We start from the raw sequence: 14,218 nt of genomic DNA on the forward strand, positions 1-14,218 counted from the left end.
AGCGGCCGAATGTCGAGCCCGGATCGACGCAAGAAGGCGGCTCGCCCAATGCGTTAGATATGTCCGGTTTCCGGCGGCATCCCAACATCCGCTCATGGCGCGGCGCGGTCGCGAGGCTCTGCCTTCCAATGTGCTCGCAGAAGCCGGATCAGAACCTCATCTCGACGCGCCCCTTGAGGGCGTGATCTCTGGAGCGTTCGCCGATGGCGGCGGAGTAGGTCAGGCCGAGGGCCGTGGCCTGCGATATCCGCCAGTCGAGCCCGGCCTCGGCGACGAGGGCCTCGCGATCGATCGGGGCGGCGAAGACGGCGGCCGCGGTGGTGCCGGCAACGAAGGCGGTGCGGGCCTGCGGCGTGAGCTCGCCGAAGCCGTGGCGCCAGCCGAGCATGGCGCGGGCGAACAGTGGCATCGCCCCGAGCTGCGCCTCGGCCCGCAGGCCCAGTGTGGTGAAGCCAAGCGTCTGGTCGGAGGAGAGCACGCGCAGGGCCGCCGCCCCGCCGCGTTCCGTGCCGGCGTCCGTGCTGACGCGGATCAGCGCCAATTGCGCGAAGGGTTCGAGCGCGACGCCGCTGAAAGCGAAGGCATAGCCGAGCTCGGCAAACCCTTGCGTCACCGAACCCGAGCGCTGCAGGCGCAGGAGATCGCCGAAGCCGCGGATCTGGACCTGGCGGCGGATGTCGCTCTCGGACCAGGTGTAGGCCGCGCCGGCGTCGAAGCGCAGATTGCCGAAGCGCGCCCCGGCATAGAGCGCGGCATGGCCGCTCTCGAGCTTGCCCGAGGAGAGACGCGCATCGAGATCGAAGCGCGACTGGCTGTAGCCGCCGGCGACGCCGACCTTCAGCGACGAGTCGGGTGCGTCGTAGACCATGAAGTCGGCGCCGAGCAGGGCGCCGCCGCTGCGGCGGGAGAGGCTCGCGGCATTGCCGTCGGCGTCGGTGTTGCCGGCGCTGCCGAAGGCCGTGCCCCAGAGCGCGTAGCGCGGCTGGGGGATCGGCGCGGGCATCGCGATCGCGCCCTTGCGACCGGGAAGGTCGGCGCTGAACGAGGCCGCGACCTGACCGGGCGCCTGCGTCAGCAGCGGGCCGCGCAGATGACCAAGGATGGTGTCGCGCACCAGCCGGCTCTCGTCGATCATGACGCTGGCCGCCTGGGCATGCGCCTCGCCCGAGAGCAGGTCGAAGCCGGCGCGCGCTTCCGCCGCCGTCGCCGAGATCAGCGCGTCATAGACCGGGTTGCCGACGCCCAGCCGCTCCGCCGCGATCGCGATGAAGCCCTGGTTGCGGGTGGCGGCGACGTAGTTGTCTCCTGTACCGGGGCTGGTGTCGCCACCACCCGTGCCACCACCGTTATCCGGGCCGAAGGAGGTGTCGTTGCGGGTCATCGTCAGCGTGACGTTCTGACTGTCGTAAGCCAGCGACGGCGTCAGGAAGGCCAGATTCGAGCTGACGCTGCTGAACTGCCCGCTGATCCCGCCACTCGCGGTCAGGATGATGTAGTTCGTGCTCGCCGCGTAATTGCCGTTCTCGGCCAGCACCTGCACGGTCCCGCCCGAGATCGTCGCCGAACCGGAGGCGTCGATCCTGTCACTCTGGCCGGCGGCGTTGACCTCGACCTGATAGGTCGAACCGCTCGCGAAGGCGACGTTGCCCGAGACGGTCAGCGTACCGATCGAGTTGCCCGGAGCGATGGTCGCGCCGGCATTGGCGACGATGCTGCCGACTGTACCCGAGCCGCCGAGCACCGCGCCGCTCAGCACCGTGACCGCCGAGGAGGCGAGCGAGCCGTTGACCGAGAGCTTGCCGGCTTCGACCGTTGTCGAGCCGCCCAGTGCGCTCGTTCCGGTGAGGGTGAGGTTGCCGACGCCGCGCTTCGTGAAGGAGCCGCCGCCGTTGATCATGTTGGAGAAGCTTGCATCCGTCGTCTGGTCGATGACGAGTGCGCCATTGTTCATGATCTGGCCGGTGCCGAAGCTGCTGGCCGTGCCGATCAGCGTACCCTGCGAGATCAATGTGCCGCCGGAATAGCTGTTGGCGCCGGTCAGGGTGAGCGACCCGGCACCGCGCTTCTGCACGTCGCCCGTGCCCGAGATCGCGCCGGCGAAGGCGATGTCGTCCGAGCGATTGAAGGCGAGCGTGCGGTTGTTGACGATATCGCCGGTGATCGAGCCCGAGGTGCCACCATCGCCGATCTGCAGGACGCCGGCGGTGACCGTGGTTCCACCCGCATAGGTATTCGTTCCGGTCAGCACCAGCGTGCCGTTGCCGGCTTTCGTCAGCGCGCCACCGCCGCTGATGACACCCGACCAGGACAGGTCGGCGTCGGCCTGGAAGGTGCCTCCGCCGGCATTGATCACGACATTGCGGGCCGAGGTGAAGTTCCCCGTCGTCCTCAGCGTGCCGCCGTCCAGGCTCAGGCCGCCGGAGGTCGCACCAAGATTCGCATCGGCTGAAACCTGCAGCAAGCCGCCGGCAATTGTCGTCCCCCCGGTGTAGCTGTTGTTGCCCGAGAGTATGAGGGTGCCGCCGCCCACCTTGACGATGGCGGTGCCGCTGCCATCGACGATGGTCGATGCGATGCTGGCGACGATGCCGTTGTCGACGTTGAAGGCGCCGGCACCTCCGCTCGCGGGTGCGATCGAGAGCGTGCCGCCGCTCAACACGTAGCCGTTGGTCGAGAATTGCAGCGTGTCGAAGCTCACCGTGCCTGAAACACTCACCGCACCGCCCGCGGCGCCGGCGAAGATGCCGACCGAGCCCCCCCAGCCGGCATTGGCGCTGCCGGCATTGTCGGTCCAGTTGCTGCCGAAGCTGGACCAGGTGCCGGCGCCGCCGTCGATGGTGCCGTTGGCCGTGGTGTTCGCGCCGTCCCAGAACTGCATGGTCTGGCCGGCCCCGAGCACGACGAGGTTGACCTGTCCTGCCACGGCCGTATCGACCTGCGCGCTGGCGATGGTGAAGCCGCCTCGGGTCGAGGTCACGCTCTGGCTGTCGAAGCTGCCCGCGAGCGTGCCGCCATAGTCGAACAGGCGATAGTAGCCGGCCGCCGCAGCGCGCGCGTCGAGCGCGCCGCCGAGCGTGATGTCGCCGGTGACCGTGACGAGGTCGTTGCCGGTGACGGGATCGCTGCCGCCGACCACACCCGGCGTGTTCAACTCGAAGACCGAGGTCGAGCCGCTGTTGAGCGTCAGCGATCCGACCGTCAGCGTGCCGGGGCTGTGGCCCGCCGACAGGGTGCCGTCCACCGTCACCGCCCCGGCAATGCTGCCGGTGCCGGACAGCGTCGCGCCGGCGCTCACCGTCACCGTCCCCGGCCCAGTCAGCACGCCGTCGACGCGCAGTTCACCGGCCGCCACCGTCGTGGTGCCGCTGTAGGAGCTGGGTCCGCTCAGCGTCTGCCTGCCGGTGCCCTGCTTGACGATGCCGCCGGTGCCGCTGATCGAGCCGGCGAAGCTCTGGTTCGCCGCATCGCCGAAGGTCAGCGTTCTGGCGCCCAGCGTGACGGCGCTTCCGGCCGCGCCGGATAGCCCGCCGATGGTCTGATCGGTGGCGGATGCGCTGATGTCGAACGCAGTGCCTGCGCCGGCAAGCGAGACGGCGGAGCCCAGGGCGAGGCTCCCGCCGGCGCCGAGCGCGAGTGTGCCGGCATTGATCGTGGTGCCGCCAGTATAGGTGTTCGCGCCGGTGAACGTCTGCGTGCCCGCGCCCTGCTTGACGACACCGCCGGTGCCGCCGATCGATCCGGCGAAGCTCTGGTTCGTCGCATCGCCGAAGGTCAGCGTACTGGTGCCGAGCGTGATGGTGCTGCCGGCCACACCCGACAAGGCGCCGATGGTCCGGCCGCCGAATGCCCCACTGATGTCGAACTCAGTGCCTGCGCTGGCGAGGTTGAGGCTGCCGTTCGCGGCGAGGCTGCCCGAGCCGGTCAACGCCAGCGTGCCGGCATTGATCGTCGTGCCACCGGTGTAGGTATTCGCGCCGGAGAGCGTCTGAGTGCCCGTGCCCTGCTTGACGACACCCCCGGTGCCGCCGATCGATCCGGCGAAGGTCTGGCTCGCGGCATTGCCGAAGGTCAGCGTATTGGTGCCGAGCGTGATGCTGCTGCCGGCCACGCCGGACAGCCCGCCAATGGTTCGGCCCCCAGCGGCGGCGCCGATGTCGAACTCTGCGCCTGCGCTGGCGAGGCCGACGCTGCCGCCCGCGGCGAGGCTGCCAGCACCGCTCAGCGCGAGCGTGCCGGCATTGATCGTGGTACCGCCCGTATAAACGTTGCTGCCCGTCAGGGTCTGTCTGCCGCTGCCCCGCTTGACGACACCGCCGGTGCCGCCGATCGATCCGGCGAAGGTCTGGTTCGTCGCATCGCCGAAGGTCAGCGTGTTGGCGCCGAGCGAGACGGTGCTGCCGGCCACGCCCGTCAAGGCGCCGATCGTCTGGTTCGCACCCGCGGCGCTGATATCGAAAATGGCGCCTGCGGCGTTAAGGGTGAGGGCGGAGCTCTGAGAGAGGCTCCCGCCGGCGCCCAGCGCCAGCATGCCCGCATTGATCACCGTGCCGCCGGTGTAGATATTGGCGCCAGTCAGCGTCAGCGTGCCGGCGCCGCCCTTCACGAGCGCCCCGGAGCCGGTGATGACGCCGGCGTAAGTCGTGTTGCCGGCGGAACTCGCGGTCAGCGTCGCGGAGCCGAGATCGATGATGCCGCCGGCTCCGCTAAGCCCCGCGACGCTCTGATCGAAGCCGTCCAGGTTCAGCAAGCCGCCAATGACCGTGAGCGACCCGGTGCCGAGCGTATTCGCCTCGATCAGGGTCAGGGTGCCGGCCTCGACGACAGTGCCGCCGCTATAGCTGTTCGCGCCGCCCAGGAGCATCACGCCGGCGCCGGTCTTGATGAGGGCGCCGGGGCCTGAAATCGGGGTCCCCTCGAACGCCAGGCGGCCGCCCACGGCCGTGTCGATCGTCAGATCGGTCATCGCGACGACGCTGGACGGTCCAAAATTCATGCTAAATGAATGGTAAGCGCCGCTCGGTTGCACCTCGATGGTCGCGTTCGCACCGTCGAAGATCAGCGTGCCATTGTGAATGCCGTAGCGAGGTCCGCTGCTGGTCGCGAAGGTGAGTCTGTTCACCGTGAACGTCCCGCCGCTCAGATCAATACTGGTATTGACAGGCGGGTCGGGCAGGAGCACCTGCGCCGCCGCGCTGTTCGGGACCACGCCCGTGTCCCAGGACCCGGTCGCCCCCCAGGAATCTCCGCTCCCGCCAATGAAGGTCTGGGCCCTTGCCGGGGCGGCCGGCAGCGCCAATGCGGCAAGGGCGGCGCCGGCAAGCGCCGTCGAGCTCTTCAGCAGGTGAGCGCGGCGAGCCGCGCGGGAGGAGGCGCCGGCAGCGGGGCGAACGTTCGACGGGGCAGCACACCCCCTCGTTGGCCTCGCCCAGATCGAGGCGAAGTCAGAGAAGGCCCGTCCGTCCAACCGCATGCCGCAATGCCTCCGCGGGCAAGCCATCGCAGCCGCCCAGTGCGGCGGCGAGATCTCAAGTGAGTCGCCGCGCGCCTGCTACCCGGAAGAGTATAGCCAGCGCCGTGCAATTTGGAAGATGGAGCATTCGCTTCAACCCATACCCCACCGGTCACCGCTCGAGCATGGTCGCCGGACGCGCCTGCCTGGGTTTCGGGCGCGGCGAGACCGAGGGGCCATGGACGGCGACCCGAGGAACGGGATCATTGCCCTCTACGAGGCTCAGCCGGACCTGCTCAGCCTGCCTGGGCTTCTCTTCGCCGGCATCGATTGCCCGCGACCCGGCCACGTCCGCTTTCCGGGCTTCCCTGAATGTCCGGAGATGGCGCAAAGCACGTGGAGCAGCCCGCCGTCCTCCGGGAATCGAGCTCTACGCGCCTATCAGCCTTCTTAAAGTCTGCTCCCGGGTGACCAGCATCAGGGGTTGCTCTGGCATGGCTGCCGGTCGTGGTGCGCTGGAAACCTGAATCAGATCTTCGGCAGCGGCAGGTTCAGTTCCTGCGTCAACCATTGGGTGAACATGCGTACCGAACGGCGTGCTTTCGCCACGCGCGGAAAAACCAGGTAGTGCCCGACATAACGGACATCCTGCGCCCGTCCCGTGAGAGGCGCTACCAATCGGCCATCGGCGAGTTCGCGCTCGGCCAGCCGTGTCGATTCCAGCGCGATCCCTAGACCGTCAACCGCTGCGGCGATCGCCATGAACGAGCGATCGAAACGCGAGCCGCGCGGCGCCGGCGGGCTGATGTCGTTGGCGCCGAACCAGCTGGTCCAGCGTACCCGCTTATTGTCACTTTCGATCAGCTTGGCGCCGAGCAGGTCCTTGGGTGAGCCGATCCGTTCGGCAAGCTCCGGCGCGCAGAGCGGGGTCACGGTCTCCTCGCCGAGCGGGATGACGATCAGCCCCTCCTGCCGCGGCGGCCCATAGCAGATGTCGGCGTCGAACTCGTCGTGCTCGAATTGCGGGTAGTCGACGCCTGCCGCCAGCCGCACTTCGAGGCCGGGCTGCTTGGCGAGGAGATCGCGCAGGCGCGGCAGCAGCCATTGCGCCGCCATCGACGGCGCGCAATGCAGCCGCAGCAGGTTGCCCGAGCGGGCGCCCACCGTTTCGATGCCCTGCCGCATCTCGTCGAACCCGGCCGCGACATGGCGCAGCAACGCTTCGCCCGCGACATTGAGATGGACGGCACGGCTCTGCCGCTCGAACAATGCGGCGCCCATCAGGATTTCCAGCTTGCGGACCGCGTGGCTGATCGCGCTCGGTGAGATCCCGAGTTCCTCGCCGGCGGCGCGAAACGAGCCCGTCCGGGCCGCCGCCTCGAAGGCCTGGAGCGCGGAAAGCGGCAAGCGTCGCATGACTATCCCCTCGGAGGCACCTGAGCGCTATCGCCAACAGGTGAATGCAGTTCATGTCATAGCGCAATCTTTGCGTTTTTCATGCGTCGAAGCATGAGCCACCCTCAGGCAACAGAACCTGCCGATCGAGGGATGGAATGCTCCTGCAGAACAAGACCGCCGCGATTTCGGGCGCGGCCAGCGCGCGCGGGATCGGCCTCGCCACCGCCAAATTGTTCGCCGCCCACGGCGCCCGCATCGCCATCCTCGACATCGACGAAGCTGCGGCAAAGGAAGCAGCGGCGGCTCTCGGCCCGCAGCATATCGGCCTGCGCTGCGACGTCGCCGACAAGGCCTCCTGCCAGAAGGCTGCCGACCAGGTCATCGCCGCTTTCGGCCAGCTCGACATACTCATCAACAATGCCGGCGTCACCCAACCGGTGAAGACGCTGGAGATCGACGAGGCGAGCTGGGACCGGGTCCAGGACATCAACTGCAAGGGCGTGCTGTTCCTGAGTCAGGTCTTCATCCCGCATATGCAGGCGAGGAAGCAGGGCGCGATCGCCTGCATGTCCTCCGTCTCGGCCCAGCGCGGCGGCGGCATCTTCGGCGGACCGCATTATTCCTCGGCCAAGGCGGGCGTGCTCGGCCTCGCCAAGGCGATGGCGCGCGAGTTCGGCCCGGACGGCATTCGCGTCAACTGCGTCACCCCCGGCCTGATCCAGACCGACATCACCGGCGGCAAGCTCACCGACGAGATGCGCAAGGACATCATCAAGGGCATCCCGCTCGGCCGGCTCGGCGACGCCAGCGATGTCGCCGGCATCTACCTCTTCCTCGCTTCCGATCTCTCGGCCTACGTCACCGGCGCCGTCATCGACGTCAATGGCGGCATGCTGATCCACGGCTGAGCCAAGAGCATCGCCCCATGAGCACCGCTCCCCTCGGCCACAACGTCTCGCTCGAGCGCCGCGCCTGGAACATCCGCCGTCACGCCATCCTGATGGGCGAAGTGCAGGGACAGGGCTATATCGCGCAGGCGCTCGACATCGCCGATGTCCTTGCCGTCGCCTATTTCCACGCCATGCGCTACCGGCCGGACGATCCCGATTGGGAGGGGCGCGACCGCTTCCTGCTCTCGAACGGCCATTATGCGATCGCGCTCTATGCGGCGCTGATCGAGGCCGGGATCATCCCCGAGGACGAGCTCGAAACCTATGGCTCGGATGAAAGCCGCCTGCCGATGTCGGGCATGGCGAGCTACACGCCCGGCATGGAGATGTCCGGCGGTTCGCTCGGCCTCGGCCTGTCGATCGCGGTCGGCAAATGCCTCGGCCTCAAGCGCAAGGGCTCCGCGTCCTACGTCTACACCCTGTTCTCGGATGGCGAGCTGGATGAGGGTTCGGTCTGGGAGGCGATCATGTCCGCCGCCCATTACGGCCTCGACAACCTGATCGCCGTCGTCGACGTCAACAACCAGCAGGCCGACGGGCCTTCGACCAAGGTCATGGGTTTCGAGCCGCTGGCAGAGAAGCTCCAGGCCTTCGGCTGGTTCACCCAGCGCGTCGACGGCAATGATCTTTCCGCCGTCCGCGCCGCCTTCGATGCCGCCAAGGCTCAGACGGGCCGGCCCAGCATGATCATCGCCGACACGCTGATGGGCAAGGGCGTGCCCTTCCTCGAAGCGCGCGAGAAGAACCACTTCATCCGGGTGGAAGCCCATGAATGGCAGCTCGCGCTCGCGGCGCTGGACGAGAGGAAGCCGTCATGAAGCCGGCCGCCAAAAATGGCTCCGCCAAGAGCGAGCCCGGCAAGCCGCGCCTGACCACCTCGGCGATGATCGCCTCGATCGCCGGCGAGGGGCAGCGCACCAAGCCTGCGCCCTTCGGCCATGCGCTGGTCGAGCTGGCGAAGCAGGACGCCTCGATCGTCGGCATGACCGCCGATCTCGGCAAATACACCGACCTGCACCTCTTCGCGCAGGCCTTTCCCGACCGGCATTACCAGATGGGCATGGCCGAGCAGCTTCTGTTCGGCGCCGCTTCGGGCCTTGCGTCGGAAGGCTTCACGCCGTTTGCGACGACCTATGCCGTCTTCGCCTCGCGCCGTGCCTATGACTTCATCCATCAGACGATCGCGGAGGAAGACCGCAATGTGAAGATCGCTTGCGCGCTGCCGGGCCTGACCTCGGGCTATGGGCCCTCGCACCAGGCGACCGAGGATCTGGCGCTGTTCCGCGCCATGCCGAACATGGTGGTGATCGACCCCTGCGACGCGCATGAGATCGAGCAGGTCGTGCCCGCGATGGCGCGGCACAAGGGCCCTGTCTACATGCGCCTGCTGCGCGGCCAGGTGCCGCTTGTGCTCGACGAATACGGTTACGAATTCGAGCTCGGCAAGGCCAAGCTGCTGCGCGACGGCTACGAGGTCCTGTTCATCTCCTCCGGCATCATGACGATGCGGGCGCTGGAAGCAGCCAAGGCGCTGGAGCAGGACCGCATCGATGTCGGCGTGCTGCATGTGCCGACGATCAAGCCGCTCGATACCGTGGCGATTCTCGAAGCCTGCGCCAAGCCGGGCCGGCTCGTCGTCGTGGCCGAGAACCACACGGTCAATGGCGGGCTCGGCGAGGCCGTCGCCGGCCTGTTGATGCGCGAGGGCGTGCACCCCGCCTTCCGCATGGTCGGCCTGCCCGACGAGTTCCTCGCGGCCGGGGCGCTGCCGACGCTGCACGACCGCTACGGTATCTCGACCGACGCTCTCTGCAACCGGGTCAAGGGCTGGCTGAAATAGCCGGAACACGCTGCAGCTCCCGCCAGGAGGAGTTCGAAGGGGAGGGGTGATGAAGACGATCGGCTTCGTGGGGCTCGGCTCGATGGGCCTGCCCATGGCGATCAATCTCGGCAAGGCCGGCTTCGCCGTGACCGGTTTCGACCTGCGTGCCGAGGCCCGCACGGTGCTGCAGGCGGCTGGCGGCGAAGCCGCCGGTTCACTCGCCGATGCGTTCTCCGGCCGGGATGCAGTCGTGCTCATGGTCGTCAACGCAACGCAGGCCGAGGATATCCTGTTCGGCCAGGGTGCGCTGACCCAGCTCGCCCCGGGCGGCACCGTCATCCTGATGGCGACCTGCCCGCCGGCGGCCGTCGCGGCGCTGGCCGCCCGCGTCGAGGCGGCCGGGCATGCGTTGGTCGATGCGCCGGTCTCCGGCGGCGTGGTCGGGGCTGAGGCGGGCAGCCTGACCATCATGGCCGCAGCGCGCCGGCCCGTCTTCGATGCCGTGAAGCCGGTGCTCGACGCCATGGGCTCCAAGGTCGTCTTCATGGGCGAGGAGCCGGGGCAGGGGGCGACGGCCAAGGCGGTCAACCAGTTGCTCTGCGGTGCCCATCTCGCCATCGCGGCGGAGGCGCTGTCGCTGGCCGAAAAGCTCGGTGTCGATACGCACGCCATGCTCGACATCGTCTCGGGCTCGGCGGCATCGAGCTGGATGCTCAGGGATCGCGGCGCCCGCATGCTGGAGCGCGAACCGCGCGTGACCAGCGCGGTCGACATCTTCGTCAAGGATCTCGGCATCGTCCTCGAAGCGGGGCGCGATGCCAAGGCGGCGCTGCCGATGGCGGCGCTCGCCCATCAGCTCTTCCTGTCGGTCTCGGGGCGCGGCCTTGGCGCCCGCGACGACAGCCAGGTGATCGCCGCCTACCGCGCAATGCAGGGGCGTGACGCGACCTGATCCGGAACAAGCAGCAAGAGCCGTCGAAACGGCGATAATGGGAGGATGACATGACGAAGATCGATCTGCCGACCGGAGGTCTCAGCCGCCGGAACCTGCTCACCGCGGGTCTGGCGATGCCTGCCGTGTTGAGCCTGCCGCGCGGTGCGCAGGCGCAGGCCACCATGACGCTCGGCCACAATGCCGCGGCCGGCAATCCGCGCTGGATCGCGGCCGACAAGTTCGGCGAGCTGCTCAAGGAGCGCACCAATGGCCGGCTCGCCGTGCGCGTCGCCGGCGCCGAGCAGCTCGGCAACGAGCAGTCGCTCCTGACCAGCCTGCGCACCGGCGCCGTCGACATGACCGTCAACAGCCAGGGCTCGACCTCGGCGCTGCTGCCGGAGCTGGCGGCGCTCGGCCTGCCCTTCCTGTTCGCGACCTCGGCCGACGCCTTCAAGGTGCTGGGAGGCCCGATCGGCGCCGAACTCGACCAGCGCTTCGCCAAGATCGGCATGGTGCCGCTCGGCTGGTGGGACAACGGCATCCGCCACATCACCAACAGCAAGCGCCCGGTCGTGAAGCCTGCCGACCTCAAGGGCCTCAAGATTCGCACGCCGCCCGATCCGATGACGATCGACATCTTCCAGGCGCTCGGCGCCGGCACCGAGCAGATCTCCTTCGGCGAGCTCTATGTCGCGCTCCAGCAGGGTGTCGTCGACGGCCAGGAGAACCCGCTCGTCAACATCGCCTCGTCCAAGCTCTTCGAGGTGAACAAGTACATCTCGCTTTCGGCCCATAAATGGGAGTGCTCGCCCTTCCTGATGTCGCAGATCACCTGGATGCGCCTGTCGCCGGCCGATCGCGAGGTGGTCAAGGCGACGGCGAAGGAGGCGGGCGAATTGCAGCGCAAGCTCTTCCTCGACGCCGAGACCAAGTTCGCCAACGAGTTCAAGGCGAATGCGAAGTTGCAGGTCAACGAGGCGGATCAGGCTGCCTTCCGCGAGGCCTCCGCCAAGGTCTACGACGCCTGGAAGACCAAGCCCTTCGGCGATTTCGTCGACCGCCTCGCCAAGGCGGCACGGGGCTGACGTCATGGACAGGCAGCCCGAGACGGGGTGGCGCGCCGGCGTCATCGCCCTGGCGGACGGTATCGATCGTCTCGCCGCCAGGTTCTGCGAGATCGTCGTGATCGCGGTCGGCTCGGCGCTGCTCGCCATGCTCGCCGCCAATGTCGGCGCGCGCTATGCGCTCGAGTCCGGCGGCTTCCGCTTCGCGCAAGAGCTGCCGGAGCGGCTCTTCCCGGTCTTCATCATGGCGGGCGTCGTGCTCGGCGTGCAGAAGGGCGGGCACATGGCGGTCGAGACCGTGCTCGCCATGCTCGGCCGCCAGGGCGCGCGGATCATGCTGCTGGTCGGGCATGCGATCGTGATCGGCAGCTACATCCTGCTGAGCAGGGACATCCTGCTTCTCGCCGAGATGCTCTGGATCGACCGCTCGCCGGTGATGGGGATCCCGGCGAGCTATGGCTACTACACCCTCGCGATCGGGCTCGCGCTGATCATCGTTGTCACAACGACGCAAGCGGTGCGCGTCGCCCTGATGGGCCCGGAGGCGATGCCCGTCCCGGCGCCGGAGGAGCAGGTCGCATGAGCCTCACCCTCATCCTCTCCTTCACAATCCTGATGTTGCTCGCCATCCCGGTCGGCCATGCGCTGATCGTGGCGGCGGGCGCGGCCCTGCTGGTGCAGGGCCAGATCCCGCTGACGATCATCGCCCAGCAGATGTACCAGCAGACCCAGTCCTTCCCGATGCTGGCGCTGCCGTTCTTCATGCTGGCGGGCTCGCTCATGCTTGGCGGCAAGCTCGGCAGCGAGCTTCTCGCCTTCGCTTCCAAGGCGATGCAGCGCTGGCGCGGCGGGCCGCTCTCGACAACGGTGGTCGCCTCGGTGGTGTTCGGTGGGGTCTCAGGCAGCGCCGTCGCCAATGCCAGCGCGCTCGGCTCGGTGCTGATCCCCTGGCAGAAGCGGCAGGGCTATCCGGCCCCGCTCTGCGCCGCCAACAACGCGACCTCGGCGATCATCGACATCCTGATCCCGCCCTCGATCCCGCTGATCCTCTACTCCCTGGTCTCGAACGTCTCGATCGCCGATCTCTTCACCGCCGGCATCCTGCCCGGCCTCTTGATGGCCGGCGGCTTCATCGTGCTGTGCAGCTGGATCGCGCGGCGCCGCGGCTATGTCTCGCCCGAGGCGCCGGTCTCCAAGGCGGAGCTGGCCCGGCTGGCCTGGCGCAGCATGCCGGCGCTCTTGATGCCGGTCTTCATCCTGCTCGGCCTGCGCTTCGGCATCGCGACGCCGACCGAGATCGCGGTTCTCGCCGTGCTCTACGCGCTGGTTCTCAGCGTCGTGCTCTACCGCGACATGAGCTGGCGCCGCTTCCGCATCAGCATGGTCGAAGCCGGCGTCGCGACCGGCGTGGTGATGCTCGTCATCATGGGCTCGGCCATCGTCGGCTGGATCCTGACCTTCGACCAGGTGCCGCAGCGCTTCGCCGAATGGGTCTCGGCGACGATCTCGAACCCCCATTTCGTCATCCTGGCGATGAACATCCTGCTGCTGCTCGTCGGCATGCCGATCGACCTGCCGCCGGCGATCCTGCTGCTGGGGCCGATCTTCGTGCCGCTGGCGGCCTCGATCGGGCTCGATCCGGTCCAGCTCGGCATCATCATGGTGCTGAATCTCGGCATCGGCCTCTACACGCCGCCGATCGGCACGACCTTGTTCATCTCGACCTCGATCGCCCGGACCTCGCTCGGCGAGACCACGCGCGAGCTCTGGCCCTTCTTCGGGGTGGCGATGATCGTGCTGCTGCTGGTGAGCTATGTGCCGGCGCTGACGATCTACTGAGCCGGTTGGCCCGGGCCGCCGCGTCCTGACTCTTTCGGGCTCGCCGACATGGCACAAGCATGTCGGCGAGCCCATATGCGATGGGCCGATTGCATACATCGGGACCATGCCATGGCGCCCATTGCTGTCCGTTCCGCCTCTCGCGACGAGGAACGCACCGTCTCCGCGCTGATCACGCTCGCCTTCGCGAGCGACCCGATGGCGCGCTGGTCGCTGAGAGAGCCCCATGCCTATCTCGCCGTGATGCCCGAGCTGATCCGCGCCTTCGGCGCTGCAGCCTATGACAGCGACAGCGCCTATGTGAGCGAGGATGGCGGTGGCGCGGCGATGTGGCTACCGCCCGGTGTGGAGCCCGATATCGAGACGCTCGATCGTCTCATCCGGGAGAACGCCGATCCGGCGATCCTGTCGGACGTCGAAGGGATATTCGATGCGATGGCGCGCTATCACCCGCAGGAACCGCACTGGTATCTGCCGCTGATCGGCACCGACCCGATGCGGCAGGGCCACGGCATCGGAAGCGCACTTATGAAACACGCGCTCGCCCGCTGCGATCGTGATGGCGTCGCGGCCTATCTGGAATCGTCGAATCCGCTGAACATTCCGCTCTACCGGCGGCACGGCTTCGACATTCTCGGTACCATCCAGATCGGGTCATCACCGGTCCTGACGCCGATGCTGCGCCAGCCGCAGCCTGCCGCGGGCTGATCGGAACGGACCCCGGGAGCTCGATCCCGTCGCGTCGTTCGCTTCGGCACGGCA

General features: G+C 68.0%; 10 protein-coding genes. 8 read left to right on the forward strand and 2 right to left on the reverse strand.

Annotated features, from left to right (window positions below):
* Positions 1-148 precede the first annotated feature (148 nt).
* Both VGV58_RS02030 and VGV58_RS02035 read right to left on the reverse strand, forming a co-directional pair.
* Entirely contained in the window at positions 149-5,119 is a 4,971-nt protein-coding gene (locus VGV58_RS02030) for an autotransporter-associated beta strand repeat-containing protein (RefSeq protein ID WP_326872296.1), read from the reverse strand.
* Positions 5,120-5,977: 858 nt separating this feature from the next.
* Positions 5,978-6,865 carry a LysR substrate-binding domain-containing protein gene (locus tag VGV58_RS02035; RefSeq protein ID WP_326872297.1) on the reverse strand — a complete coding sequence of 296 codons (888 nt, stop codon included), beginning with the start codon at positions 6,863-6,865 and terminating at the stop codon, positions 5,978-5,980.
* 137 nt (positions 6,866-7,002) lie between these two features.
* Between VGV58_RS02035 and VGV58_RS02040 the strand changes: the two genes are divergently transcribed.
* The 8 genes from VGV58_RS02040 to VGV58_RS02075 all read left to right on the forward strand — a co-directional run bounded on the left by VGV58_RS02040 (position 7,003) and on the right by VGV58_RS02075 (position 14,164).
* On the forward strand, positions 7,003-7,755 hold the full coding sequence (locus tag VGV58_RS02040) for an SDR family NAD(P)-dependent oxidoreductase (RefSeq protein WP_326872298.1): 753 nt from the start codon (positions 7,003-7,005) through the stop codon (positions 7,753-7,755).
* Positions 7,756-7,772: 17 nt separating this feature from the next.
* Positions 7,773-8,615 carry a transketolase gene (locus tag VGV58_RS02045; RefSeq protein ID WP_326872299.1) on the forward strand — a complete coding sequence of 281 codons (843 nt, stop codon included), beginning with the start codon at positions 7,773-7,775 and terminating at the stop codon, positions 8,613-8,615.
* Positions 8,612-9,637, forward strand: coding sequence for a transketolase family protein (locus tag VGV58_RS02050; protein ID WP_326872300.1), 1,026 nt, complete (start codon positions 8,612-8,614; stop codon positions 9,635-9,637). The genes VGV58_RS02045 and VGV58_RS02050 overlap by 4 nt, the downstream gene beginning before the upstream one ends.
* 49 nt (positions 9,638-9,686) lie before the next feature.
* Positions 9,687-10,571: an NAD(P)-dependent oxidoreductase gene (locus tag VGV58_RS02055; RefSeq protein WP_326872301.1), complete on the forward strand. Its 885-nt coding sequence runs from the start codon at positions 9,687-9,689 to the stop codon at positions 10,569-10,571.
* A gap of 50 nt (positions 10,572-10,621) precedes the next feature.
* Entirely contained in the window at positions 10,622-11,638 is a 1,017-nt protein-coding gene (locus VGV58_RS02060; RefSeq protein ID WP_326872302.1) for a TRAP transporter substrate-binding protein, read from the forward strand.
* A 4-nt stretch (positions 11,639-11,642) separates the two neighbouring features.
* On the forward strand, positions 11,643-12,200 hold the full coding sequence (locus VGV58_RS02065; RefSeq protein ID WP_326872303.1) for a TRAP transporter small permease: 558 nt from the start codon (positions 11,643-11,645) through the stop codon (positions 12,198-12,200).
* A complete protein-coding gene (locus VGV58_RS02070; RefSeq protein ID WP_326872304.1) occupies positions 12,197-13,456 on the forward strand; it encodes a TRAP transporter large permease in 1,260 nt (419 codons plus the stop codon). Before VGV58_RS02065 ends, VGV58_RS02070 begins: the two co-directional genes overlap by 4 nt.
* A gap of 111 nt (positions 13,457-13,567) precedes the next feature.
* Positions 13,568-14,164, forward strand: coding sequence for a GNAT family N-acetyltransferase (locus tag VGV58_RS02075; protein WP_414643844.1), 597 nt, complete (start codon positions 13,568-13,570; stop codon positions 14,162-14,164).
* The last annotated feature ends 54 nt before the right edge of the window (positions 14,165-14,218 follow it).

The organism is Allobosea sp. (assembly GCF_035944895.1).
GTDB lineage: Bacteria > Pseudomonadota > Alphaproteobacteria > Rhizobiales > Beijerinckiaceae > Allobosea.

What these genes read in the sequence shown, in the direction of transcription:
- VGV58_RS02040 (WP_326872298.1), top strand. Translation starts at nt 7,003, where the DNA reads ATGCTCCTGCAGAACAAGACCGCCGCGATTTCGGGCGCGGCCAGCGCG.
- VGV58_RS02035 (WP_326872297.1), bottom strand. Translation starts at nt 6,865, where the DNA reads ATGCGACGCTTGCCGCTTTCCGCGCTCCAGGCCTTCGAGGCGGCGGCC.
- VGV58_RS02060 (WP_326872302.1), top strand. Translation starts at nt 10,622, where the DNA reads ATGACGAAGATCGATCTGCCGACCGGAGGTCTCAGCCGCCGGAACCTG.
- VGV58_RS02045 (WP_326872299.1), top strand. Translation starts at nt 7,773, where the DNA reads ATGAGCACCGCTCCCCTCGGCCACAACGTCTCGCTCGAGCGCCGCGCC.
- VGV58_RS02055 (WP_326872301.1), top strand. Translation starts at nt 9,687, where the DNA reads ATGAAGACGATCGGCTTCGTGGGGCTCGGCTCGATGGGCCTGCCCATG.
- VGV58_RS02070 (WP_326872304.1), top strand. Translation starts at nt 12,197, where the DNA reads ATGAGCCTCACCCTCATCCTCTCCTTCACAATCCTGATGTTGCTCGCC.
- VGV58_RS02075 (WP_414643844.1), top strand. Translation starts at nt 13,568, where the DNA reads ATGGCGCCCATTGCTGTCCGTTCCGCCTCTCGCGACGAGGAACGCACC.
- VGV58_RS02065 (WP_326872303.1), top strand. Translation starts at nt 11,643, where the DNA reads ATGGACAGGCAGCCCGAGACGGGGTGGCGCGCCGGCGTCATCGCCCTG.
- VGV58_RS02050 (WP_326872300.1), top strand. Translation starts at nt 8,612, where the DNA reads ATGAAGCCGGCCGCCAAAAATGGCTCCGCCAAGAGCGAGCCCGGCAAG.